19 protein-coding genes are annotated in these 24,546 nt (G+C 70.3%); 1 reads left to right on the top strand and 18 read right to left on the bottom strand.

The features are described from left to right. The first annotated feature begins 40 nt into the window (after positions 1 to 40). Positions 41 to 1,066, top strand: coding sequence for a M48 family metallopeptidase (locus AB0B90_RS37870; protein WP_350945819.1), 1,026 nt, complete (start codon positions 41 to 43; stop codon positions 1,064 to 1,066). Between the two features lie 91 nt (positions 1,067 to 1,157). Here the strand turns inward: AB0B90_RS37870 and AB0B90_RS37865 are convergent, their stop codons facing one another. The 18 genes from AB0B90_RS37865 to AB0B90_RS37780 form a co-directional block, all read right to left on the bottom strand. Beyond that, positions 1,158 to 3,029, bottom strand: coding sequence for a protein kinase (locus AB0B90_RS37865; RefSeq protein ID WP_350945818.1), 1,872 nt, complete (start codon positions 3,027 to 3,029; stop codon positions 1,158 to 1,160). A gap of 281 nt (positions 3,030 to 3,310) precedes the next feature. Beyond that, positions 3,311 to 4,600, bottom strand: coding sequence for a glutamate-5-semialdehyde dehydrogenase (locus AB0B90_RS37860; RefSeq protein WP_350945817.1), 1,290 nt, complete (start codon positions 4,598 to 4,600; stop codon positions 3,311 to 3,313). 16 nt (positions 4,601 to 4,616) lie between these two features. Continuing rightward, a complete protein-coding gene (gene proB / locus AB0B90_RS37855) occupies positions 4,617 to 5,741 on the bottom strand; it encodes a glutamate 5-kinase (protein WP_350945816.1) in 1,125 nt (374 codons plus the stop codon). A 109-nt stretch (positions 5,742 to 5,850) separates the two neighbouring features. Next, positions 5,851 to 7,203 carry a GTPase ObgE gene (gene obgE / locus AB0B90_RS37850; protein WP_350945815.1) on the bottom strand — a complete coding sequence of 451 codons (1,353 nt, stop codon included), beginning with the start codon at positions 7,201 to 7,203 and terminating at the stop codon, positions 5,851 to 5,853. A 105-nt stretch (positions 7,204 to 7,308) separates the two neighbouring features. After that, a complete protein-coding gene (rpmA, locus tag AB0B90_RS37845) occupies positions 7,309 to 7,566 on the bottom strand; it encodes a 50S ribosomal protein L27 (RefSeq protein ID WP_030924780.1) in 258 nt (85 codons plus the stop codon). A 19-nt stretch (positions 7,567 to 7,585) separates the two neighbouring features. Next, complete coding sequence (gene rplU / locus AB0B90_RS37840) at positions 7,586 to 7,888, bottom strand: 50S ribosomal protein L21 (protein WP_030924785.1); 303 nt, start codon at positions 7,886 to 7,888, stop codon at positions 7,586 to 7,588. Between the two features lie 208 nt (positions 7,889 to 8,096). Then, a complete protein-coding gene (locus tag AB0B90_RS37835) occupies positions 8,097 to 10,898 on the bottom strand; it encodes an Rne/Rng family ribonuclease (RefSeq protein WP_350945814.1) in 2,802 nt (933 codons plus the stop codon). Between the two features lie 97 nt (positions 10,899 to 10,995). Then, a complete protein-coding gene (locus tag AB0B90_RS37830; protein ID WP_350945813.1) occupies positions 10,996 to 11,775 on the bottom strand; it encodes a TIGR03936 family radical SAM-associated protein in 780 nt (259 codons plus the stop codon). Between the two features lie 101 nt (positions 11,776 to 11,876). Next, on the bottom strand, positions 11,877 to 13,787 hold the full coding sequence (locus AB0B90_RS37825; protein ID WP_350945812.1) for a TIGR03960 family B12-binding radical SAM protein: 1,911 nt from the start codon (positions 13,785 to 13,787) through the stop codon (positions 11,877 to 11,879). Between the two features lie 78 nt (positions 13,788 to 13,865). Continuing rightward, a complete protein-coding gene (gene rodA, locus AB0B90_RS37820) occupies positions 13,866 to 14,957 on the bottom strand; it encodes a rod shape-determining protein RodA (protein ID WP_350945811.1) in 1,092 nt (363 codons plus the stop codon). Positions 14,958 to 15,069: 112 nt separating this feature from the next. Next, positions 15,070 to 17,133: a penicillin-binding protein 2 gene (mrdA, locus tag AB0B90_RS37815; protein WP_350945810.1), complete on the bottom strand. Its 2,064-nt coding sequence runs from the start codon at positions 17,131 to 17,133 to the stop codon at positions 15,070 to 15,072. Between the two features lie 109 nt (positions 17,134 to 17,242). Next, complete coding sequence (mreD, locus tag AB0B90_RS37810; RefSeq protein WP_362926687.1) at positions 17,243 to 17,770, bottom strand: rod shape-determining protein MreD; 528 nt, start codon at positions 17,768 to 17,770, stop codon at positions 17,243 to 17,245. A 4-nt stretch (positions 17,771 to 17,774) separates the two neighbouring features. Next, positions 17,775 to 18,809 (bottom strand): rod shape-determining protein MreC, encoded by a 1,035-nt coding sequence (gene mreC, locus AB0B90_RS37805; protein WP_362926685.1) that lies wholly within the window; start codon positions 18,807 to 18,809, stop codon positions 17,775 to 17,777. After that, complete coding sequence (locus AB0B90_RS37800) at positions 18,809 to 19,840, bottom strand: rod shape-determining protein (protein WP_350945807.1); 1,032 nt, start codon at positions 19,838 to 19,840, stop codon at positions 18,809 to 18,811. The genes mreC and AB0B90_RS37800 overlap by 1 nt, the downstream gene beginning before the upstream one ends. Before the next feature lie 192 nt (positions 19,841 to 20,032). Further along, positions 20,033 to 20,443 carry a nucleoside-diphosphate kinase gene (ndk, locus tag AB0B90_RS37795; protein WP_350945806.1) on the bottom strand — a complete coding sequence of 137 codons (411 nt, stop codon included), beginning with the start codon at positions 20,441 to 20,443 and terminating at the stop codon, positions 20,033 to 20,035. A gap of 91 nt (positions 20,444 to 20,534) precedes the next feature. Then, positions 20,535 to 22,475 (bottom strand): hypothetical protein, encoded by a 1,941-nt coding sequence (locus AB0B90_RS37790; protein ID WP_350945805.1) that lies wholly within the window; start codon positions 22,473 to 22,475, stop codon positions 20,535 to 20,537. An 11-nt stretch (positions 22,476 to 22,486) separates the two neighbouring features. Further along, positions 22,487 to 22,825, bottom strand: a complete 339-nt coding sequence (locus AB0B90_RS37785; protein WP_350945804.1) for a DUF4233 domain-containing protein — start codon at positions 22,823 to 22,825, stop codon at positions 22,487 to 22,489. Between the two features lie 179 nt (positions 22,826 to 23,004). Continuing rightward, positions 23,005 to 24,297: a folylpolyglutamate synthase/dihydrofolate synthase family protein gene (locus AB0B90_RS37780; protein ID WP_350946103.1), complete on the bottom strand. Its 1,293-nt coding sequence runs from the start codon at positions 24,295 to 24,297 to the stop codon at positions 23,005 to 23,007. Positions 24,298 to 24,546 lie beyond the last annotated feature (249 nt).

Below are 24,546 nucleotides of genomic sequence, written 5' to 3'. Positions count from 1 at the left end.
TTAATCACCCCCCGCGCGTGGCAGGCGGACCCGACGTAGCATGCCGGACATGACCACCACCCCGGATCGCAACCGCGTGCAGCTTCCCGGCATCAGCTCGCGCGCCTACGAACATCCTGCCGATCGGTCCGCGCTGGTCGCCCTCCGGTCGCTCAGCGGGTTCGACACGGTGCTCAAGCAGATGTCCGGCCTGGTCAGCGAGCGCCGCCTGCGCCTGATCTACCTCGCCTCGGCCGTGCGCACCAGCGAGACCCAGTTCCGCTCGCTGCACGACATGGGCCGCGACGCCGCCTACACGCTCGACCTCCACCGCATTCCCGAGGTCTACGTGCAGCAGAGCCCTCTGGTGCAGGCGAAGGCGATCGGTTTCGACGACCCGTTCATCGTCGTCACGACCGGTCTCCTCGACCTGATGGACTCAGAGGAGCAGCGCTTCGTCATCGGCCACGAGACCGCCCACATCCTGTCGGGCCACGCGGTCTACCGGACCATGCTCGACATCCTGACCCGTCTCGCCACCCGTGTGGCCTGGATCCCGCTCGGCTACATCGGCCTGCGCGCGATCGTGGCCGGCCTGGAGGAGTGGCACCGCAAGTCCGAGCTCTCCGCCGACCGAGGCGGCCTGCTCTGCGGCCAGGACTCCGACGCGGCACTGCGCGCCCTGATGAAGCTCGCCGGCGGCTCGCGCCTGCACGAGATGAACATCGAGGCCTTCCTCGACCAGGCCAGGGAGTACGACACGGCGGGCGACGTCCGTGACGGCCTGCTCAAGGTCCTCAACCTGCTGGGCACCACCCACCCGTTCGCCGTCTCGCGTGTCGCCGAGCTCGACAAGTGGCGCCGCAGCGGCGAGTACGAGACGATCCTCGCCGGTGAATACCCCCGCCGCACCGACGACGCCAACGCGAAGATCTCCGAAGAGGTCAAGGCGGCCGCCCGCTCCTACCGTGAATCCTGGTCGCAGTCCCAGGACCCGTTCATCGGCGTCCTGCGCGACGTCGCGGAAGGCGCCGTCAACGCCGGAGAGCGCATCTTCAACCGCTTCTCCCGCCGCGATGGAAATTAATCAGAAGCTCCACCGAAAGGGCCCGGGGACCGCTCCGGGCCCTTTTCCATGCCGGCCACACATGAAGTCCATACTCGAACAGGAGCGAGATCTACACGAGGAGGGCGATCGCGCGTACGGCCGCGGAGCACAGGGCGACGAACCCGCCCAGTACGGCGAGCGCGCGCAGGCCCTCCTTGCGGAGTTCGACGAGCTCGGCACCGATCCGCTCGATCTCCCGGCCGAGGATGCCCCCGCAGACGACGCCGAACACGACGCCGGCGACGGCGACCGGGGCGGGATGCGCCCACCAGTCGGGGGGCAGCGAGCCGCCGAGGCTCAGCCAGAGCGCGCCCCCGGCGAGGGCCGCCGCCGGCAGCCCCGGCCACGCGAGGGCGGTCAGCAGCGAGACGACGAAGGTCAGTGGAAAGCCCAGGACACGCAGGACCGCCCGGGTCCTGGCCGACTTACGCTTCCTGACCAGCCAGTGCCCGGCCCACAGCGTACGGGCCAGCGTGGCGAACAGCCCGGTGACGGCGAAGGTGGCCGGCGGCCAGATGACCGTGGCCACGACGCACGGCACGGCCAGCACCGCCAGCAGTAGCAGCGCCGCGTTGCCCGCGGGCAACGGCCCCGCCCTGCCCCCGCCCTGGAGTTCTCCGGCCGCCCCGCCCCGCCCCTTACCGGTTTGGCGCCGCCGGACGGCTCTGCCCGCCGCGGCGGCGGGCCGCCCGCCACGCGACGTCTCCGCGGCCGCGGGGGCCCGCCCGGTCCTGGACGTCTCACCTGTCGTGGCGGCCGCGCGTGCCCCGCGAGGTGTCTCACCGCTCGCGGGGGCAGAGCGGCCACGGGGCGCCTCGCCGACCGCGGCGGCCGGGCGCCCGCCACGGGACGTCTCACCGGGCGCCGGGAGCACCCGGGCCGCACGGGCCGTCTCACCGGCGGGCACCGCCCTCCCCCCGCGCGGCGCGCCGTCCGTGTCGGCCGGGGACCGGGGCGGACGCACCGCTCCGTCCGTGGGAACGGACGACCTTCCTCTGCCGGTCTCCGCCCTGGCCGCCCGCCCGCCCTTGACGGGCTCCTCACCCTTGGTGCCGGACCTGGAGCGGCCTTCCTGCTTCCTGCCCTGGCCGGGCTTCTCCCCCGCGAGGGTGCCCGGTTTCCTGGCCGCCCCCGCCCCGGACGGGATCGTCCTCACCAGGCGGCCCAGGCGGCTGGTGAGGAGTGCCGCGGTGGGGCGCTTGGCCGGCTCGCGGTGCAGGGCCGCGCGGATCAACGGCAGCAGAGCCGCCGGGACGCCCTCAAGGTCGGCCTGGCCGTTGAGGATCGCGTACATCTGTGCCTCGACGGTGCCTCCACCGAAGGTGGGACGGCCGGTCGCGGCGAAGGCGACGGTGGCCGCCCAGGCGTGCACGTCCGCGGGCTCGCCCACGTGCTCGTCCGCGAACAGTTCGGGGGCGGCGTAGCCGGGGGTGCCCAGGAAGGTGCCGGTCAGGGTGAGCCGGGTGGCGTCCAGGACGTGGGCGATGCCGAAGTCGATGAGGACGGGCTCGTCGTCCCCGTTGACCACCACGTTGGCGGGTTTGAGGTCGCGGTGCACGACCCCGGCCGCGTGGATGATCGACAGGGCGATGGCGAGGCCCTGCGCGACACTGAGCAGGCCGGCGCCCTCCAGGCAACCGTCGCGGCGCACCCGATCCAGGAGGGTGTCTCCCTCGATGTGCTCCATGACCAGGTAGGGCCGGTCACCGTCGAGATCGGCGTCGACGACGCGGGCGACGTAGGGGCTCTCGACCCTGCGCAGGGCACGGACCTCTCGCTCCAGACGCACCCGGGCCTCCGAGCCCGGGTCGTGGACGTCGTGGAGCACCTTGAGCGCGACCCTGTCACCCCGGCGGCTGGAGGCGAGGTAGACCTCGCCCATTCCCCCCCGGCCAAGACGTTCCAGCAACGTATAGGGACCGACCCGCCCGAGACGACCCACGTGACCTCCTGCGTCGGCCACATGGGTCAGGGACCGCCGCGCCTATCGGGTCGCTCACTCCCGCTCGCTTCCCTGCTCTCCAGCCATAGGAGACCACACCATAGCGGGCGAGTGTGACGTTTTCCCGGCGGCACGCCGGACTCCCAGAAAGATCCGGAAGAGCGAAAGGCCCTGCGGCTGCGGGATTCGCCGGGTCCGGGCGGTGCGCCCCGGGCCCGAGGAACGGCTCACGGGGCACCCGGAAGGCCGCGTCGCGACGTCCGGGGCCCCGCGGGAGCGACTTATCGGGACGCGGACTCGGGTGAGGCGAGGACCGTACCCTCGGCCGTGCGCAGATGACCTTCACCGGTGTAGACCCACTTGGTCGAGGTCAGCTCCGGCAGGCCCATGGGGCCGCGCGCGTGCAGCTTCTGGGTGGAGATGCCGATCTCCGCGCCGAAGCCGAACTCCCCGCCGTCGGTGAACCTGGTCGAGGCGTTGACCGCCACGGCCGCGGAGTCGACCAGCGCGACGAACCTGCGGGAGGCGCTGACCGAGCGCGTGACGATCGCGTCGGTGTGCGCCGAGCCGTACTTCCTGATGTGCGCGACCGCCTCCTCCAGCGAGTCGACCACGGCGGCGGCGATGTCCAGCGAGAGGTACTCCATCCGGAAGTCCTCCTCCCCGGCGGGCACCACGTCGCCGTACGCCGCGACGCGCGCATCACCGTGCACCGTGACGCCCTCCGCCGCCAGCGCGGCCAGCGCTCGCGGCACGAAGGTGTCGGCCACGGCCGCGTGCACCAGGAGCGTCTCGGCGGAGTTGCACACCGAGGGCCGCTGAACCTTGGCGTTGATCAGGATCTGGATCGCGAGGTCCAGATCGGCGTCGGCGTCGACGTAGACGTGGCAGTTGCCCACGCCGGTCTCGATCACCGGGACGGTGGACTCCTCCACCACCGAGTTGATCAGCGAGGCGCCGCCGCGCGGAATCAGCACATCGACCAGGCCGCGGGCCCTCATGAGTTCCTTGGCCGAGTCGCGGCTCTGCCCGGGGACCAGCTGGACGGCTCCGGCGGGCACCCGGGTGCCCGCCAGCGCCTCCTGCATGATCCTGACGAGGACCGTGTTCGACTCGTACGCGCTGGACGAGCCGCGCAGCAGGGTGGCGTTGCCGCTCTTGAGGCAGAGCGCCGCGGCGTCCACGGTCACATTGGGGCGGCCCTCGTAGATGATGCCGATCACGCCGAGCGGAACCCGGAGCTGGCGCAGCTCCAGCCCGTTGGGCAGCGTGTTGCCCCGGATCACCTCGCCGACGGGGTCGGGCAGGTCGGCGACCTGACGGACCGCCTCGGCGATCGCCTCGATCCTGGCCTCGTCGAGACGAAGACGGTCGATCATGTACTCGGAGATCCCGCTCTCCCGCGCCCTCTCCACATCGAGCGCGTTGGCCGCGACGATCTCGGCGGACGCGGCCACCAGCGCGTCGGCCATCACCCGGAGCGCGGCGTCCTTCGGCGCCCTCGGCAGCGGGGCCAGCTCCGCGGCGGCCTCTTTGGCCGCCAAGGCCACCTTCAGGAAGTCCTCGGACATCTCGCGCTCCAAAAAACTAGTTGTGGGATTCCAGTATGACGATGTCGTCGCGGTGGATCAGCTCTCGTTCGTACTCGGGCCCCAGGCTCGCCGCCAGCTCCCGGGTGGAGCGCCCGAGCAGCCCCGGAATCTCCCCCGCGTCGAAGTTGACCAGGCCACGCGCGACCACCCGGCCGAGCGGCCCGCACAGGTCCACCGGATCGCCCGCCGCGAACTCGCCCTCGACGGAGGTGACCCCCGCCGGGAGCAGCGACTTGCGGCGGCTCACCACCGCCTCGACGGCGCCGGGGTCCAGGTGGAGGCGTCCACGACCCGTGGTGGCGTGGGCCAGCCAGAGCAGGCGGGTGCCCGGGTGACGCCCGCCGGGGTGGAAGTAGGTGCCGACGTCGGTTCCCGCGAGCGCCTGGGCGGCGTGCGCGGCGGCGGTGAGCACCACGGGCACACCCGCCCCTGTGGCGATCTTGGCGGCCTGCACCTTGGTGATCATGCCTCCGGTGCCGACCGCCCCGCCCTTGCCGAGCTCCACCCCGACGAGGTCCTCGGGCCCGCGTACGTCGGCGAGCCTGCGGGCGCCGGGACGACGGGGGTCGCCGTCGTAGAGCGCGTCCACATCCGACAGCAGCACCAGCGCATCGGCCCTGGTCAGGTGGGCGACCAGCGCGGCGAGCCGGTCGTTGTCGCCGAAGCGGATCTCGTCGGTGGCCACGGTGTCGTTCTCGTTGACCACGGGGACGATGCCCAGCTCCAGCAGCCGGGCCAGCGTGCGCTCGGCGTTGACGTGATGCGAGCGGCGCATCATGTCGTCGGCGGTCAGCAGAACCTGGCCGACCCGCAGGCCGTACCGGGCGAAGGAGGAGGTGTATCGGGCCACCAGCACGCCCTGGCCGACCGAGGCGGCGGCCTGCTGGGTGGCGAGGTCGCGCGGCCTGGCGGGCAGGCCCAGCGGACCGAGACCCGCCGCGATCGCGCCGGAGGAGACCAGCACGATCTGGGTGCCGGCCTTGCGCCGGGCGGCGAGCACGTCGACCAGGGCGTCCACCCGGTCGACGTCGATCATCCCCCGCGGGGTGGTGAGCGAGGACGAACCCACCTTCACGACAAGGCGCGAAGCCGTACGGATCCGTTCGCGCGCAGAGTCCACGACACGCACCTCTCAAAGATGATCACTTGGAAGATCAGGTTATCCGAGCCGCCCGGACGGGGCGGGAAGCACACGGGACGCGCGCCGAGGCGCCCTCGCGAGGCCCCCGCTAGCCGAGCCGGTTGTCCGATCCGCGCGGCCCCTGACGTACGGCCTCGGCGTTGAGCGTCGGCTGCCAGTCGAAGATGTGTCCGCTCTCCATGGAGCCGATGATCACCTCGGCTCCGGCCTTCGCCCCGGCCTTGGTGAGCTCCTCCTCGACACCGAGCCGCTCCAGCCGGTCGGCCAGGTAGCCCACGGCCTCGTCGTTGGTGAAGTCGGTCTGGCGGATCCACCGCTCCGGCCTCACCCCGGTGACCTGGAAGGTGTGGTCGTCGATCCTGCGGACGGCGAATCCCGCGTCACCGTGCTGCTTGGGCCTGATGACCAGGCGGGTCGGCTCCGGGATCGGAGCGGCGGCCCTCGCGGCGGCGACCATCTCCCCCATGGCGTAGGTCAGTTCCTTGAGGCCGTCATGGGTGGCCGCGGAGATCGAGAAGACCCGCAGTCCCCGCTCCTGGAGCATCGGCGTCACGATCTCCGCCAGCTCGCGGGCGTCGGGCACGTCGGACTTGTTGAGCACCGCCAGGCGCGGCCGGTCCTCCAGCTTGCCGTACGCGGCCAGCTCGGCCTCGATCGCCTCGTAGTCGCTGATCGGGTCACGGCCCGGCTCCATCGTGGCGCAGTCGATCACGTGCACGAGCGTGTTGCAGCGCTCGACGTGGCGCAGGAACTCGTGCCCCAGCCCCTTGCCCTCCGAGGCGCCGGGGATCAGTCCCGGCACGTCCGCGACGGTGAAGACGGTCTCGCCCGCGGTGACCACCCCGAGGTTGGGGACCAGGGTGGTGAACGGGTAGTCGGCGATCTTCGGGCGGGCGGCGGAGAGCGCGGCGATGAGGGAGGACTTGCCCGCACTGGGGAATCCGACGAGCGCCACGTCGGCGACGCTCTTCATCTCCAGCATGACGTCGAGCTCGTCGCCCGGCTCACCGAGCAGTGCGAATCCGGGGGCCTTGCGCTTGGCGGAGGCGAGTGCGGCGTTGCCGAGCCCGCCGTGCCCGCCCTCGGCGATCACGTAGCGGGTACCCGCGCCGATCAGGTCGATCAGGACCTCGCCGGTGGCGGCGTTCTTGACCACGGTGCCGTCGGGCACCGAGATGATGATGTCGCCGCCGTTGGCGCCGTCGCGGTTGGCGCCCTGCCCCTGCTTGCCGTTGTCGGCCTTGCGGTGCGGGCGGCGGTGATACTCCAGCAGGGTCGCCGTGTTGGCGTCGACCTCCAGGATCACGTCACCGCCCCGGCCTCCGTTGCCCCCGTCGGGACCGCCCAGCGGCTTGAACTTCTCCCGATGGACAGAGGCACAGCCGTTTCCCCCGTCACCGGCCTTGATGTGCAGGACCACCTGGTCCACAAAGTCCGGCATATCTACTTTCCTACCTCTATCTACGGGAAATTCCGGTGAAAACGCGAACAGGGGTGGACCGCTGAATGCGATCCACCCCTGCCCTCAACGTCTGTCGGCGCGAATCTACTCCGCGACCGGAACGATGCTCACCGCGCGGCGTCCGCGCTTGACACCGAACAGAACGTGGCCCGCGGCCAGCGCGAACAGCGTGTCGTCACTGCCACGGCCGACGTTGTCGCCGGGGTGGAAGTGGGTGCCGCGCTGACGAACGATGATCTCGCCGGCGTTGACCAGCTGACCGCCGAAGCGCTTCACACCGAGCCGCTGGGCGTTGGAGTCGCGGCCGTTCCGAGTGGACGACGCGCCCTTCTTGTGTGCCATCTCGCAAAACTCCCGAAACTCAGGCCTGGTCGATGCCGGTGATCTTCACCTGGGTGTACCGCTGACGGTGACCCTGGCGCTTCTTGTACCCCGACTTGTTCTTGTACTTCAGAATCCGGATCTTCGGACCCTTGGTCTCACCGAGAATCTCGGCGGCAACCGTGAACTTGCCCGCCTCGGTGGTCACGTCGCCGTCGTTGACGACGAGGACCGTCGGCAGCGAAACCGTGGAACCGACCTCGCCGGCGACCTTGTCCACTTCAAGGACGTCACCGACGGAGACCTTCTGCTGCCTGCCGCCGCAACGAACGATCGCGTACACCGCGGAACCCTTCTTCTGACTGCTTGCTCGCTGGATGCTGCGCCCCGCATCCGGCTGTGGTCATTGATGACGTACCGGGTAGGCGCGCGAACAGGGCGCGCCATGAGCGCACCGGTTCACCAGGGTACCGGATTGACGGTGTCCTGGTCGAACCGGGCGGAACGTCGGGGGTGCCGGCCTTCGGCCCCGTCCCTGTGCGGGACGGGGTCTAATCGGCCGACCTGGCCTTGCGGGAGCGTCGCCGCCCCCGGCCAGAAGCCTGTGCTGCCTGACCGTCCTCATGCTGGACTCCATCAAGCGCATCGGTCACCGTATCACGCCCAGACTGGTCACCGGCCGCCACCGCGTGGTTACCGTCCTTGCCCAGCTTTTCCGCGACGGCCTTCTCCACGGCCATCTTGCCCTGGGTGCCGCGCGGCTCGGGCTTGCCCTCGACCGGTTCCGACGAGACGTGCAGGCCGCGGCCGTTGCAGCACTCACAGGTGGTCGAGAAGGCCTCCAGGAGGCCCTGGCCGACCCGCTTGCGCGTCATCTGGACCAGACCGAGGGAGGTCACCTCGGCCACCTGGTGCTTGGTACGGTCACGGGCCAGGCACTCCAGCAGCCGCCGCAGCACCAGATCACGGTTGTTCTCCAGCACCATGTCGATGAAGTCGATGACGATGATGCCGCCGATGTCGCGCAACCTGAGCTGGCGGACGATCTCCTCGGCCGCCTCCAGGTTGTTGCGGGTGACGGTCTCCTCGAGGTTGCCGCCCTGACCGGTGAACTTGCCGGTGTTGACGTCGACCACGGTCATGGCCTCGGTCCTGTCGATCACCAGCGAGCCGCCGCTGGGCAGCCAGACCTTGCGCTCCATCGCCTTGGCGATCTGCTCGTCGATCCGGTACGCGGCGAAGACGTCACCGCCCTCCTCCCACCTGCTGAGGCGGTCGGCCAGATGCGGGGCGACGTAGCGGACGTACTCGTCGACCGTCTCCCACACGTCCCCCGCGACGACCAGCGAGGCGAAGTCCTCGTTGAACACGTCGCGGACCACCCGGACGGTCAGGTCGGGCTCGGAGGAGAGCAGCTCGGGCGCGCTGGCCGACTTGGCCTTGCGCTGGATGTTCTCCCACTGCGCCGACAGCCTGGCCACGTCGCGAGCCAGCTCGTCCTCCGAGGCGCCCTCGGCGGCCGTACGGACGATGACCCCCGCGTTCTCCGGCATGACCTTCTTCAGGATGCTCTTGAGACGGGTGCGCTCCTTGTCGGGGAGCTTGCGGCTGATACCGGTCATCGAACCGTCGGGCACGTAGACCAGGTAACGTCCCGGCAGGCTGATCTGGCTCGTCAGGCGGGCGCCCTTGTGGCCCATCGGGTCCTTGGTGACCTGCACCAGCACCGACTGGCCCGACTTCAGCGCCACCTCGATCCGCTTGGGCTGTCCTTCCAGCCCCGCGGTGTCGAAGTTCACCTCTCCGGCGTACAGGACCGCGTTGCGGCCCTTGCCGATGTCGACGAACGCGGCCTCCATGCTCGGCAGCACGTTCTGCACCTTGCCGAGATAGACGTTGCCCACGTACGACTGGCTCGCCTCGCGGTTGACGTAGTGCTCGACGAGGACGCCGTCCTCCAGCACCGCGATCTGGGTGCGCCCGCCGGTGCGGCGGACCACCATCACGCGCTCGACGGACTCCCTGCGGGCCAGGAACTCCGACTCGGTGATGATCGGCGGACGCCTGCGGCCGAGCTCACGGCCCTCGCGGCGGCGCTGCTTCTTCGCCTCCAGGCGGGTCGAGCCGCGCACGCTCTGCACCTCGTCCACCGAGGTGCCGCGGCCGGCACGGGGCGCGCGGATGCGCACCACCGTGTTCGGCGGGTCGTCGGGGACGTCGCCGGACTCGTCCGTGCCCCTGCGCCGCCTGCGTCGACGGCGGCGCGAGCTGCCGCTCTCGGCCTCGTCGTCCTGCTCGGCCTCAGCCTGCTCCTCGTCGTCCTGCTCGGCCTCGGTCTCCTCGGTCTCGTCGAGGTCGCGCGCCTTGCCGCGGCCCCGGCCGCCCCTGCGGCGCCGACGCCGGCGACCTCCCGCGTCGTCGTCGCCCTCGCCTTCCGAGTCGTCGTCCTCGGGCTCCTCGGCGAGCTCGGCCCTCTCGGTCTTCTCGACCCGGTCGGCCTTGTCGGCCCTCGCCTCGACGGGCTCGGGCTCGGGAGTGGCGGGCTGGACCGGCGCGGGACGCGTGGCGGGCTGTGCGGCCCGCTGCGGGTCGGGGGCCTGGAACAGCGGCTGGAACACCGCGGCGGGCGCCTGGAAGGTCACCGAGGGCACCTCGGAACGTTCCCTGGCGGCCAGGCCGAAGGGATCGGCGAACAGGCCGGGACGCTCCTCGATGATGTCCTCGCCCGCGGGTTCGTCGTCGAGCGGCTCGTCGGCCGGCAGGAGCTCCGCCTCGGCCTCCTCCACCTCGGCGGGAGGCACGTGGACGCTCTGCTCGGCCTCGACCGGCGGCGCCTCGCGCGGCGTGGCCTTCTTGCGCGTACGGGTGCGCTTGGCGGGGGCCGCGGGCGCCTCCTGGGGCTCGGCCTCGGCGAAGGGATCCGGTACGGCGACGGGCGCCACGGGGTGCGCCGGGGAGACCGTCACGGGTGCATCGGGGATCGCAGGGGTCTCGGGGGTCGCAGGGGTCATAACCTCCGCGACCGGCTCCGCGACCGGCTCGACCGGCTTCTTCGCACGGCTACGACGCGTGGTGGTGGTCGCACCGTCCGCCACCGCCGTCTTGCGCCTGGTGGCGCGCTTGGGCGCGGGCGCGGTGGGCTCCACCGTGGAGGTCTCGGGGACCTCGGGCGTCACGGTCTGCGCGACCGGTGCGGGCGGTGCCGTGACCACCGGGGCCGGCTCCGGCGGCTCCGGTGGAGGTCCGGCCGGCCTGCTCGCGGCCCTGCGACGGGTCGTCGGCGGTCGTGTCTCTTCTGTTGTCGTGTCCCCGTCAGGGCTGTTGACCCCGGCGTTGGGCTCGTTGTCGAGCATGCGGGCGCTCTCCCGTTCAGCTCCCGGGCGCGTCTCCGCGCCGCGCGGGAGCTCTCGTCTCTCACTGTCCGCCAGGCCTGGGGCCCGGCGCCAAGTCCTATATGTCGCCGCCGACGTGCCTGCCCACCGGTTCCGCTTCGCCGCCGCGCGTGATGTCGCGGTCCAGGCCGAACGGATCGGCGGGCTCACCGGTGTGAACGTCCAGCGGGCCCTGCGCCAGCCTGGTCACCTCGGGGGGCACCGGCGGCGCGAAGTCAGCCACAAGACGCAGTCCAGTGAGAACGTCGTCGGGTCGAACGGCAGGAGTTTCGTGCCGTACAACCATGCGAAGTATGACACATGGCTGACTGGACGCCTGACCTGCTGTTGTCTCTGTTACCTCAAATACCGTGAGGCTCAGCACCGCTTCACGTGCGTCGAAGCGCCGCATCCCCTTCTTCGTAAGGCGTTCGACCTCGACGTGTTCCGTGGCGAGGAATTTCTCGACCGCGGCCCCGGCGAGGGCGGAATCGGCTCCTCGAAGCCGCAGCTCCCACGCCGAGCACTCCATCCGGTCGGCCAGGCTCGCGGAGCCCGCCTCGACGACGTCGAGCACGTCGAGACCGGGAGGCAGTGAGGTGTCCAGAGCGGCTCGCAGCCTGCCGGGATCACACTCACGCGTCACACTGATCTCGAAGTATTCGGCCTCGCTGGCGACCCCGGTGGGGGCGGCCGCTCCCACATAGGAGATCTTCGGGTGGGGCGAGAAGCCCGCGCTGAACGCCACCGGGACGTCGGCTCTCCGGACCGCCCGTTCGAGGGCCCGGGTGATGTCACGGTGACTGGTGAAGCGCAGGCGGCCGCGCTTGGCGTAGCGAACGCGCAGGCGCTGCACCACGGGCGCGGGCGGCGGCCCGTCAGGAGCGGGTTTCAGGGTGGTGTCGTCCTTCCCGAATCGTGGTCGTCGTTTCCGGAGGCGGTGCTCACGCGCCGCCCACCTCAGACAACCGTGAGTGGCAGCAGCTTCTTCCCGGTGGGCCCGATCTGGATCTCGGTGCCCATCGTGGGGCAGACGCCGCAGTCGTAGCACGGGGTCCAGCGGCAGTCCTCGACCTCGACGTCGTTGACCGCGTCCTGCCAGTCCTGCCAGAGCCACTCGCGGTCGAGCCCGGCGTCGAGATGGTCCCAGGGCAGGACCTCGTTCTCCTCGCGCTCACGCGTGGTGTACCAGTCGACGTCGACGCCCACCGCGGCGGCGGCGTCCATCCAGCGCTGGTAGGAGAAGTGCTCGCTCCAGCCGTCGAAGCGGCCCCCCTCGGCCCACACCGCGCGGATGACCTTGCCGACCCGGCGGTCACCCCGAGAGAGCAGGCCCTCCACGATCGACGGCTTGCCGTCGTGGTAGCGCAGGCCGATGGCGCGGCCGTACTCCCTGTCGCCCCGCAGAGCCTCCTTCAGCGCCTTCAGCCTGCGGTCGACCGTCTCGTGGTCGGCCTGGCCCGCCCACTGGAACGGAGTGTGCGGCTTGGGAACGAAACCGCCGATGGAGACCGTGCAGCGGACGTCGCGCGACCCGGTGGCCTCCCGGCCCGCCTTGATGACCTTCTTGGCCAGATCGGCGATGCCCAGGACGTCGGCGTCCTCCTCGGTGGGCAGGCCACACATGAAGTAGAGCTTCACCTGCCGCCAACCCTGGGTGTACGCGGTGGTGACGGTCCTGATCAGGTCTTCCTCGGTGACCATCTTGTTGATCACCTTACGCATCCGCTCCGAGCCGCCCTCCGGGGCGAACGTCAGACCGGAGCGGCGGCCGTTGCGGGAGAACTCGTTCGCCAGGTCGATGTTGAAGGCGTCGACCCGGGTCGAGGGCAGCGACAGGGAGGTGTTGGTGCCCTCGTAGCGGTCGGCCAGCCCCTTGGCGACCTCGCCGATCTCGGAGTGGTCGGCCGAGGAGAGCGACAACAGGCCGACCTCGTTGAACCCGGAGGCCTTGACGCCCGCCTCGACCATGTCGCCGATCGTGGTGATCGAGCGCTCGCGCACCGGACGGGTGATCATGCCGGCCTGGCAGAACCGGCACCCACGGGTGCAGCCGCGGAAGATCTCCACACTGAACCGCTCGTGCACGGTCTCGGCCAGCGGGACCAGCGGCTTCTTGGGATAGGGCCACTCGTCCAGATCCATCACGGTGTGCTTGTGGATCCGCCACGGCACCCCCGACCTGTTGGGCGTGACCCGCTGGATCCGGCCGTCGGCGTGGTAGTCGACGTCGTAGAACTTCGGCACGTAGACCCCGCCGGACTCGGCCAGCCGCATCAGCAGCTCGTCGCGCCCTCCGGGCGAGCCCTCGCTCTTCCACTCGCGGATCACCTCGGTGATCGCGATGGCGACCTGCTCCCCGTCGCCCAGCACGGCGGCGTCGAGGAAGTCGGCGATCGGCTCGGGATTGAACGCCGCGTGCCCACCGGCCAGCACGATCGGGTCGTCGTCGCCCCGGTCGGCCGCCTCCAGCGGGATGCCCGCCAGATCCAGCGCGGTCAGCATGTTGGTGTAGCCGAGCTCGGTCGAGAAGGAGAGTCCGAGCACGTCGAACGCCCTCACCGGCCGGTGCGCGTCGACCGTGAACTGCGGCACGCCCTCGGAACGCATGAGCGCCTCGAGGTCGGGCCAGACCGCGTAGGTCCGCTCGGCCAGCGTCTCCGGCAGCTCGTTGAGGATCTCGTAGAGGATCTGGACACCCTGGTTGGGCAGGCCCACCTCGTAGGCGTCCGGATACATCAGCGCCCAGCGGACCGTGCTCTCGTCCCAGTCCTTGACGGTCGAGTTGAGCTCACCTCCCACATACTGGATCGGCTTCTGCACTCTGGGCAGGAGCGCTTCCAGGCGGGGAAACAACGACTCGACAGACATGCCGTCAAGAATATCCGCCTGGAGAGGGTGCCACAGGCGGGCCACTCCGCACCGGGGCCGGAGCGGGCACCGGACTCCTCAGCTGAACGACGGTTGCCTGCGCATATGGATCGCCTGGAGCAGCCCGAAGGCGATCATGTTGGCGAAGGTGGCGGTACCGCCGTAGGAGACGAACGGCAGGGGAAGGCCCGTGATCGGCATGATCCCGATCGTCATCCCGATGTTGACGAACGACTGGAAGGCCAGCCAGCACACGATCGAACCGGCCATCAGCGCGCCGAACCGGTCGTCGCACTCGCGCGCGATCCGCACCCCCCGCAGCAGGATCACCCCGATCAGCGCCACCACCGTGACCGAGCCGAGGAATCCGAACTCCTCCCCCGCCACCGTGAAGACGAAGTCGGTGTGCTGCTCGGGCACGAAACGGCCGGTGGTCTGGCCACCCCCGAACAATCCCTTGCCGAACACCTCCCCCGATCCGATCGCGATCAGCGACTGGGTGCTGTTGTAGCCGACGCCACGCGGGTCACTGGCCGGGTTGAGGAACGCGGTGAACCGGGCGATCTGGTACGGCTCCAGGACATCGAGGAGCCACACGGCCACCCCAGCACCGATCACGCTGAGGGTGAGCCCGGCGATCCAGCGCTTGCGGACCCCCGCCACCACCATCGTGCCGGCCGTGATCACCCCGATGACCATCGTGGTGCCCAGGTCGGGCTGGAGCATCACCAGGCCCATGGTGAAGGAGGACACCGCCAGCGCGATCACGACATCGAGGTTGCGCGGCCGGTCGGTGCCCCTGGCCTGCTGGGCCAGCAGCATGGCGAGCATCAGCACCAGCCCCAGTTTGGCGAACTCGGAGGGCTGGAACGCGAAACCGCCCCCCAGCATGATCCATGAGTGGGCGCCGTTCACGGTGCTGCCAAGCGGTGTGATCACCAGGATCAGCCCGATCAGCGTCACCCCGTAGATCAGCGGCGCGAAGATCCGCAGCGCGCGATGGTCCACCATCGCGGCCGTGCCGGCCAGCACGGCCCCGATGACGAGGTTGAGGATGTGCTTCTTGACCAGCCCGGTGGAGCCGGGCGCCCAGGTCCTGGTCGACGACCAGACGAGCATCGTGCCGATCACCGCGAGCGCGACCACGGCGACCAGCATCAATCCGTCCATCCGGCCCACCGTGGAGACCGCCGCCACCGTCCGGCCGGTGAGGGACGTCCTCGGCGGCGCCGCCCGACTCACGCGGCCTCACTCGCGGACGTCACCGCCGCCGATACGGGGGTCATCGCGACACCGTCCCATCCTTGGCGATCACCGGAAGAGCCCTCGCGGGGCGCCCACCCGGCAGGATGGAGGAGGACGGTTTCCCGTCAGGCTTGAACCCGTAGATGCCCTCGTAGATCTTCCGTACCGCCGGAGCCGCGGTCTGACCGCCCATCCCGCCCTGGGACACCATGGCGACGATCACGAACCGCGGGTTGTTCGTCGGGGCGAACGAGGCGAACCACGACGTGTCGGCCTTGCCGTAGACCTCGGCGGTGCCGGTCTTCCCACCGATCTTGACCTTGTCCATGGGAAACCCCGCGAAGGCCCCGGCGGCGGTGCCGTCGGAGGCGACCTCGCTCAACGCCCCCTTGATGTAGTCCCGCTCCTCCCGCGTGATCGGCAACTTGCCCACCACCGGCACCTTGATCTCCTTGACCTTGGTCCCGTCGGGACGCACCAGCGCCCAGGCCACCCTGGGACTGCGCAGCCTGCCGTCCCCGACCAGTGCCGCGTAGGCCGCCGCCAACTGCAGCGGCGTCACCAGCACGTCGCCCTGCCCGATGGAGAAGTTGGCGGCGTCACCCGGCCGCCACTGGAATCCCTCCAGGCAGTTCTCGTACGCCAGCCGTTTGAGGAAGGCCGCCCTGCTGGGGCTGCTCTTGGCCACCTCCGGATAACCGGTCTTGGCCCGCCGGCAGTTGTCCTCCTTCGTCACCGCCCAGAGCGCCTTCTTCCATGCCCGGTCGGGAATCCTGCCCGGCGACTCGCCCGGCAGGTCGACGCCGGTGGGGCGGCCGAACCCGTAGGCACGCGCCATGTTCGCCATCGGCTCCTTGGGCCTCCCCTTGGGATCGAGACCGCCGTCGCGCAGCCACTGCTCGTACGCCGCCCGATAGAAGATCGTGTCGCACGACTTCACCAGCGCCGTGTGCAGGTCGAGGGTGCCCAGTCCGATGCCGCGGAAGTTGTTGAACGGCCGGTCGCCCACCATGTAGGACCCCGGGCAGTCGTACTTGCCGTGCAGTGGATAGCCGTCCCTGAGCATCGCCGACACCGACGACACCTTGAACGTCGAACCGGGCGCGAACTCGCCCTTGATCGCCCGCGACACCAGTGGCTTGCCGGTCTTGCCCGACAGCAACCGCTGGTACTCCGCCTCCGAGATGCCTCCGGTCCAGACCGCCGGATCATACGTCGGCGCGCTGGCCAGCGCGATCACCCGGCTGGTCTTCGCGTCCAGCACCACCGCCGCCGCCCCGTCTGCCTTGGGCGCGCCCTTCATCGCCTCGGCCAGCGCCTTTTCCGCCAAGGTCTGCACCCTGGCGTCGATGCTGGTGATGAGCGTGTCGCCCGGGATCGGCGGCACGTGCCGCTCCACCCCGATGACCTTGCCCAGCCGGTCGACCTGCACCCGCCTCATCCCGGGCGTCCCCCGCAGCGGCACGTCGTAGACCGACTCCAGTCCGTCCCTGCCCACCAGGTCGACCCCGGAGAACGCCGCCCTGAGCCCGTCGCGCTTGTCCAGCTCCTCCTGCGTGATCGGCTGCAGGTAGCCGAGCGCCTGCGCGCCCGCGCCCTTGCGCGGATACTCCCGCACGGCCTGCACCTCGGCCGTGACGCCGGGGAACTCCTCCTGCCGTTCCAGGATCTGCAGGGCCTCGCGCGTGGTCACGTCGACGTCGATGGGGATCGGCTGGTACGGGGATCCCGGCCAGCACGGACGGGCGACCCCGGGCCCGCACGCCCTGATCCGCTCCCGCAACTCGCCGGGACGGCGGTCGAGCACGGCGGCGAGCCTCTTGATCACCTCCTCGCCGTTGCCCGCCATCCGGTTCAGGCGGGTGCGGTCGACCGAGACCACCAGGGTGGTCCGGTTGCGCACCAGTGGACGGCCCGTCGCGTCGAGGATCTGTCCGCGCACCGCCGGGACGACGACATCACGCGTACGCGTCTCGGTCGCTGCCTCCACGTACTCCCGGCCACTCACCACCTGCACCTGCCAGAGCCGCACCGCGAGCAACGCCAGCATCGACACCACGATCACCTGCACCACGACCAGGCGCCCTCGCATCAGGCCCATGACCGCTCCTCCCCGCACACCTCGCGGAAACCCCCCGTCCACGCCCCGCCGAACCCCTCGCGGCGCACGCACCGGGAACCCCACCGCGCACGATGCCGCGTACGTGATCTCATGCACGACTCCGCATGGCCGAGCGGGGCATCTGGATGGGGCGCGGCTCCGGCCCCTTGACGACCCTTCGCACCATCCACACCACCGGTGGCGCGGCGAGCAGGTTGTAGATCATCGCCTGTGGCAGCACCGCCGTGAGCATGGACACACCGGCCCGCGGATCCCCCACCAGGGCGCCGGTCACCAGGGCGACCACGGGACCGGCGATCGCGCAGGCCAGCGCCGCGAGCGGCCCCGCGGCCGGCCGGCTCTCCACCCCCCGTCCCGCCATGAAGCCGATGAGGCAGAACACGAGCGCGTTGTGCCCGAGCAGATGCGCCGCGGGCGGCAGCAGGTCGCTGACGAGGCCGGCGGCGAAGCCCATGACGGCCCCCGCTGCGGCCCCGCGTGCCAGCGCGTACCCCACCACGGCGAGCAACACCAGATCCGGCGCGGCATGCCCCGGCAGCGGCAGCCTGTTGACGACGGTCACCTGGAGGATCATGATCCCCAAAAGCAGCGCCACGAACATCGCGTTGCGCCCCATCCCCTCAGGCCCCCTCTCGCCGGCCACGGGGAACCCCCGCCTCTCGCCGACCGGACTCAGAGGTGGAGTCGACCTCGGAGTCGGAGCCGTCCTCGGAGCCGGGCCCGGACTCGGCGTCGGACTCGGGTGAGCGCGGCGTGGACCGCCCCGGTGCCGAGACCTTCGCCTTGCGCGGGGCCGGCGGAAGCACCGTGTCACGCGGGTCGCGCTGCGGCGCCTGCACCACCACCCCGACCACGTCCAGCGAGGTGAGATCCGCGGACGGCCGCGCGTACGCGATGCGGGTCAGCTCACCCGGCGTGGCCTCCACCCGCTCCACCACCCCGATCGGCACCCCCGCCACATACGGTGCGCCGCGCTGGGAACCAAAGCTCACGATGCGATGCCCCGGGGTGATCGGCGCGGTCGAGTCGAGCAGCCGGAAGCGGACCAGGCGACCGTTCTCCCCCACGCCGTGCACCACCCCGATCTCGTTGCTGCCCTCCAGCCTGGCCCCGGCCGCCGAGGCGGGGTCACTGAGCAGAACCACCGTCGAGGTGGACGGACCCACCTGAACCACCCTGCCGACCAGGCCATCGGCATTCAAAACGGTCATCTCCGGACGCACTCCGTCGGCGCGCCCCACGTCGAGCTCGACGGCCTCCTCGAACCCGGGAGCGCCGCGCCGAGCGATCACCTGGGTGGTCAGGATCTTGTATCCGCCGGTCCCCGCCACACCGAGCAGCCTGCGAAGCTCCCTGGAGCGCTCCCGGTCGAGGCTCTGCGTCGCCAGATCGTGCCTGAGTCGCTGGTTCTCCGCGTGCAGCCTCTCGATCCGGCTCCGCGCCGAGGGAGCCTCGGCCATCGCCTCGAAGAACTCGCCGACCGGTCGTACGAGTCCCGCCCCCGCGCTCTCCGCGGCGCCGAACAACGTCGTGCCGACCGTCCTGAGCGGACCGAACGGCGACTCCGTGACCGAACGGTGGTCGATGGTCACGAGCACGAGTGCGGAGGCGAGCAGCAGCCCCAGGTTGACCCGTGCCCTGCGGGTGTCCTTCATCAGTGCCGCGGCTCGGGGACCAGGACCTGCTGCAGGGCGTCGAAGTCCTCGACACACTTGCCCGAGCCGAGCGCGACGGAGTCGAGGGCGTTGTCGACGAGGTGAATCGGCATGCCCGTCTCCGCCTTCAGCCGCTCGTCCATGCCCTTGAGAAGCGCACCGCCCCCGGTGAGGGCGATCCCGCGGTCCATCAGGTCTCCGGAAAGCTCGGGCGGGCATTTGTCGAGCGTGGTCTTGACCGCGTCGACGATCACGTTCAGCGGCTCCTCGATGGCCTTGCGGATCTCCGCGGCCGATACCACGATCGTCTTGGGCAGGCCGCTGACCAGGTCGCGGCCCCGGATCTCGGCGTGGCTCTCCTCGGGGAGCGTGCACGCGGAACCGATCGCCATCTTGATCTCCTCGGAGGTGCGCTCACCGAGCATCAGCGAGTATTCCTTCTTCGCGAAGGTGATGATCGCCTGATCGAGCTCGTCGCCGCCCACCCTGATCGACTGGCTGGTGACCACACCGCCCATCGAGATGATCGCCACCTCGGTGGTCCCGCCGCCTATGTCGATCACCATGTTGCCGGTGGGCTCGTGCACGGGAAGCCCGGCGCCGATCGCGGCCGCCATGGGCTCCTCGACGATGTAGACCCTGCGCGCACCCGCCTGGTAACCGGCCTCCTTGACCGCTCGCTGCTCGACACCGGTGATCCCGCTCGGCACGGCGATGATGATGCGCGGCTTGGCGAAGTGGCGGCGCTTGTGCACCCGCTGGATGAAGTAGCGCAGCATGCGCTCGGTGACGTCGAAGTCGGCGATGACGCCGTCCTTGAGCGGGCGGATGGCCACGATGTTGCCGGGAGTGCGGCCTATCATCCGCTTGGCCTCGATACCAACGGCCACGATCTTCCCCGTCGCGGTGTTGATCGCTACGACGGACGGCTCGTTGAGCACGATCCCGCGGCCCCGCACATACACGAGGGTGTTCGCGGTGCCGAGGTCGACCGCCATGTCACGGCCCAGAAAAGCAAGATTGCTGCCCATGAGGAAGGCCGGCCTCCTTCCGTCAGGTCGTCGGCGAAAACTACGGAACGCACTCGAATCGTAACGTGACGTACCCACCGTTGAGCGCAATGAGGCGGCCTGCCGCAGCAAAATCTTGGGTTAACCGAACAAGGCGGGCCCCGCCGTCCACAAGGACGGCGGGGCCCGGCAATCGCGGCGAAAGCGCGTGTTCTAGAAGCGATCCGGGAAGAAGATCTTGATCTCCCTCGCGGCGGACTCGGGAGAGTCGGAGCCGTGCACGACGTTCTCGCCGATCTCCAGGGCGTGGTCGCCGCGGATGGTGCCGGGCGCGGACTTGACGGGGTCGGTGAGGCCCGCGAGACCGCGGAAGGCCTCGATGGCCCGCGGCCCCTCAAGCACCAGCGCGACCAGCGGGCCGGAGGTGATGAACTCCACCAGCTCGCCGAAGAACGGCCGCTCGGAGTGCTCCGCGTAGTGCGTCTTGGCGGTCTCGACGTCCAGGGTGCGCAGCTCCAGCGCCACGACCTTCAGCCCCTTGCGCTCGACACGGGCGATCACATCGCCGATGAGACCACGCGCCACACCATCGGGCTTGATCAGGACAAGAGTGCGCTCGGACACTGGAGTTCTCCTTTGAACATGTATGGGTCGCGGACTGCGGTAATCGCGCGAAGTTTACCGTCCTTCGCGCGATTACCCGTGGTCGGCGAGGTCACTGGAGGGCAGGCCCACTTCCCGGACCGTCCTCGGGCGAGGGCGCGGGCGGGGGCACCACCACGGGCGGCGCGACGACCTTCTCCGGCTCGGCCTCCGTCTCCGGCTCGGGGTCGCGCTCGGGAACACGGTCGGGCTCGTGCCGGGGCCTGGGTCTCCCGCCCTTGCCCACCCCCTGCCCTCCCCCGGTGACGGCCGCGGACCCGCCCTTGGATCCGGTCGCGGCCATAGGTCCCGCCTCGGGATTCGGACGGCCCTGCGGCCTCGGTGCGGCCTCGGACCGTGGCCGCACCACCCCGTGTCCCACCTGCCCGTCCTGTTCGGACCGCCCGGGCTGCCCGGCCCGCTCGGACGGCTTGACCTGCCTGGAAAAACCGACCCTTCCGGGAGGTCCCGACGCCGTGGCGGCCGGCCACGCGCCACCGGCGGAATCGGCCTCCCCGGCGGGAGGAGGCACCAGCCCGGAAGTGGATCGCGCCGCGGGCGAGAAGCCGCCCGCACCTGCCGGAGTGTCCCGGGTGTCCCCCGGGCTCACCGGGGTGCCTGGCAGGAGGCGAGCCAGAACGGCGCCGAGCACGATCACCACGAGCACCAGTCCGCCCCCGAGCAGTGCCCACAGGTGCAGGGCGTCCACGAACCCGTCGACCAGCGCCTGCGGGGTCGTGGCGTCCTTCAGGCGGTTGACCTGGACGCCACTGCCCAGCAGAAAGCCCACGAGTACCGCGGGGAAGAACAGCGACAGCGCCAGAAGCGCCGCCCCCTCGCCGCAGGATCGCAACGCACCGGTGAGCGCCACCGAGGCACCGCCCGCGAGCAGCGCGAACGGGAGGATCAGCGGGAGCCCGCCCGGGGCGGGAAGAAACAGCCGCACGGCGCACAGGCCCGCGACCATCACCACGAGCCCACCCGCGGTGACCATGGGCATGGCCGCGTCGCCCAGCCGGTTCGCCGACAGCGCGGACAGGAGGCCCACCAACGCGGCGATCACGAAGGCCGGCCACAGGCCGGACAGCCCCGGTCCTCCCAGCCCTCCGAGTTCGACGTAGGTGATCTGGGCTGCGGTGGGCAGGGCGACGACGCCGACCGCGATCATCGCGTAGGCCGGCGCCCTACCGGCGGCCCCCTTCGAGACACCGGAGGAGGCCAGGGCGAGCAGGACGAGGATGGACACCAGCGCCGCACGGATCACCAGATTCGGTGACCAGTCGAACGTGCTGCCCAGAGCCAGGGCCGCGACGCCCGCGGCGGGCACGACCACCCACAGCGTGCGTCCGCGTTCGGCGACGACCGGAACGGGGCCCGTGCCGCCCTCGCCCTCCTTCAACCACAGCACCAGATGGAGCGCGGCGAGGGCGAGCGCGACCCCGGTGAGCATCGGGTACGGCTGGAGGGTGACGCGCCAGGAGTCGACCTGGTCGAGGGGCCACAGCGCGAGCGCCTGAGCGGCCAGCAGGCTACCCGTCAACACGGCCGCCCACACGGCCCGCAGGAGCGTCGAACGCCCCCGGACGGCCATCAGGGTGGCGGGGACCAGCAGGCCCGCTCCGACCCCGTGCAGGACCCGCAGGACCCCTACCAGCGCCGTTGACCCGGCGTACCCGCCGGCGACGTCGGCGAAGGCGAGCAAGGTCAGCCCGGCGACCATCATCGGGGCCGCCCTCATCCGGTGCACGGCCACCGCCGCCACCGGCACGGTCAGGACCATCGCGGGAAGCGCCAGCCCGTGCGCTCTGATCATCGCTATCTGCGAGATGTCCGGCGGCAGGAGGGCGGCGACCACCGAGATGGTGTTGGGAATGGCGACGATCGCCAGCGGCAGCACTACCGCGACGAGCAGTCCGAGGACAACGTCGATCATCAGGGAGACCCGGAGCACGCGCACCAGGCCGGTGGGCCCGGCGGGCACCGCCCGAGTCGGCTGGATGGGAGGGACGGCCATGTTGGCCGACTTTAGCGAGAAGTCACGCCCTCGACACGGCGAGCGACGAATATCGCCGTGATCCACAGCGCGGCGAAGATCACCCCGAGGAAGAACATCGCCGGGACCATGAAGCCGGAGGCGATGGTGAGCACCTGGATGACGCTTCCCGCGAGGTAGGCGAAAGGCCGCCTGAGCAGGCCGATCACCACCACGCAGAGGAGCGCCAGGCCGAGGCCGACGGTGAACGCGAGGGTCGGTTCGACGCCTTGGATGTTGATCGCGACCGGCGTGAACAGACCGACGACTATGGCCTGCATGCCGAGCACGCTGGCGCAGAGACGCCTCATCCCGGGAGTGACCGTGATCATCTTCTGTCCTTCCGGAGTCGCCACGACCGCGCCCGACGACCCGCCACGCCCGACCGGCTCATCCCGCCTCGCCCGCTCACTGTGACCTGTCTACTCACTGCGCCCCGTCCGCCCGACTTGTCCAATAAGAGCGTTTTTCGGCTTATCACGCTCTTGGCCGTTCGCGGTGTCCTGCTCGCTCACTGTGCCTCGTCCGCCTTGAGCAGAAGTCGCGCGTCACCGGCGGTCACCACCGACCCGGTGATCAGAACCCCGGCCCCGCTGAACTCTCCCAGAGCGTCGACGATGCCGATCGCCCGGTCGATCGCGCTGTCCAGCCTCTCGACCTGATGCACCCGGTCAAGGCCGAAGATCTCCTCGGCCAGCGCGGCGAGATCGTCCACATCCATGGACCTCGGCGAGGAGTTCCTGGTCACCACGATCTCGTCCATCATCGGTTCCAGCAGCTCCAGGATGCCCTGGACGTCCTTGTCCTCGAACACCGCCACCACTCCGATGAGCTTCGCGAAGTCGAAGGACTCCTGCACGGCGTCCAGACTGGCCCGGATCCCCGCCGGATTGTGCGCGGCGTCGACGACCACCGTGGGCCCTCTGCGGACCACCTCAAGCCTGCCGGGCGAGCGCACCCCCAGGAACGCCTGCCGCACCAACTCCGCGTCGAGAGGCTCATCCCCACCGGTCAGCGCCTCCACCGCGGCAAGTGCGCAGGCCGCGTTGCCCGCCTGGTGAGCCCCGTAGAGGGGAAGCAGGATGTCCTCGTAGGTTCCCTTGAGCCCTTTGAGCCGGACCAACTGCCCACCGATGGCGAGTTCCCTGCTCAGCACGCCGAACTCCAGCCCCTCGCGTGCCACGGTGGCACCGACCTCGGCGGCCCGCCTCATCAGCACCGAGGCGGCGGGAAGCTCCTGCTGCGCGAGCACGGCGGTCGCCCCGGGCTTGATGATGCCGGCCTTCTCCCCTGCGATCGTCTCGACGTCGGGCCCTAGGTAGTCGACATGGTCGAGGGAGATGGGCGTGATGACCGCCACGGTGCCGTCGGCGACGTTGGTGGCGTCGGTGACGCCCCCCATCCCCGTCTCGATCACCGCCACATCCACGGGAGCATCGGCGAAGGCGGCGAACGCCATCGCGGTGAGGGTCTCGAAGAAGGAGAGCCTCCGCCCCTGTGAGTCGACCATCTCCAGGTAGGGCGCGATGTCCTCGTACACCTCGATGAAGCGCTCCTCGCTCAGCGGGACGCCGTCCACGCTGATGCGCTCGCGCATGGAAACGAGGTGAGGGCTGGTGAACCGGCCGACACGCAGGTTGCGCTCACGCAGAAGTGCTTCGATCATCCGGGTCGTACTCGACTTGCCGTTCGTACCGGCCACATGCACGACGGGATAGGAGTGCTGCGGGGAACCGAGCAGGTCCACGAGCGCGGCGATCCTGTCGAGGCTGGGCTCGAAGCTCCACTCGACGCCACGCTGCATGATCGCTTGTTCAACCGCTCGATAGTCCACGTCTCCAGCCTACTGACGTCCTGGGCTGGTCCCGGACGGGCCCATGAAGAGTCCAGGGCAGGCCGCGTTCCTGCCCATGGCCAGGAACGCCGGAAAAGCCACGAGGGGAAATTCCCCGTAAAAGGAAAGGACCCCTGGAAAGCACGAAAGGCCCCCACCAACGGTGAGGGCCCTACGTGAAAGATTGTCCGGCGGTGACCTACTCTCCCACACCGTCCC

Source organism: Streptosporangium sp. NPDC049078 (assembly GCF_040648855.1).
GTDB lineage: Bacteria > Actinomycetota > Actinomycetes > Streptosporangiales > Streptosporangiaceae > Streptosporangium.
Note: the sequence above shows the minus strand (reverse complement) of the source record. Positions and strands in the feature narration are given on the sequence as shown.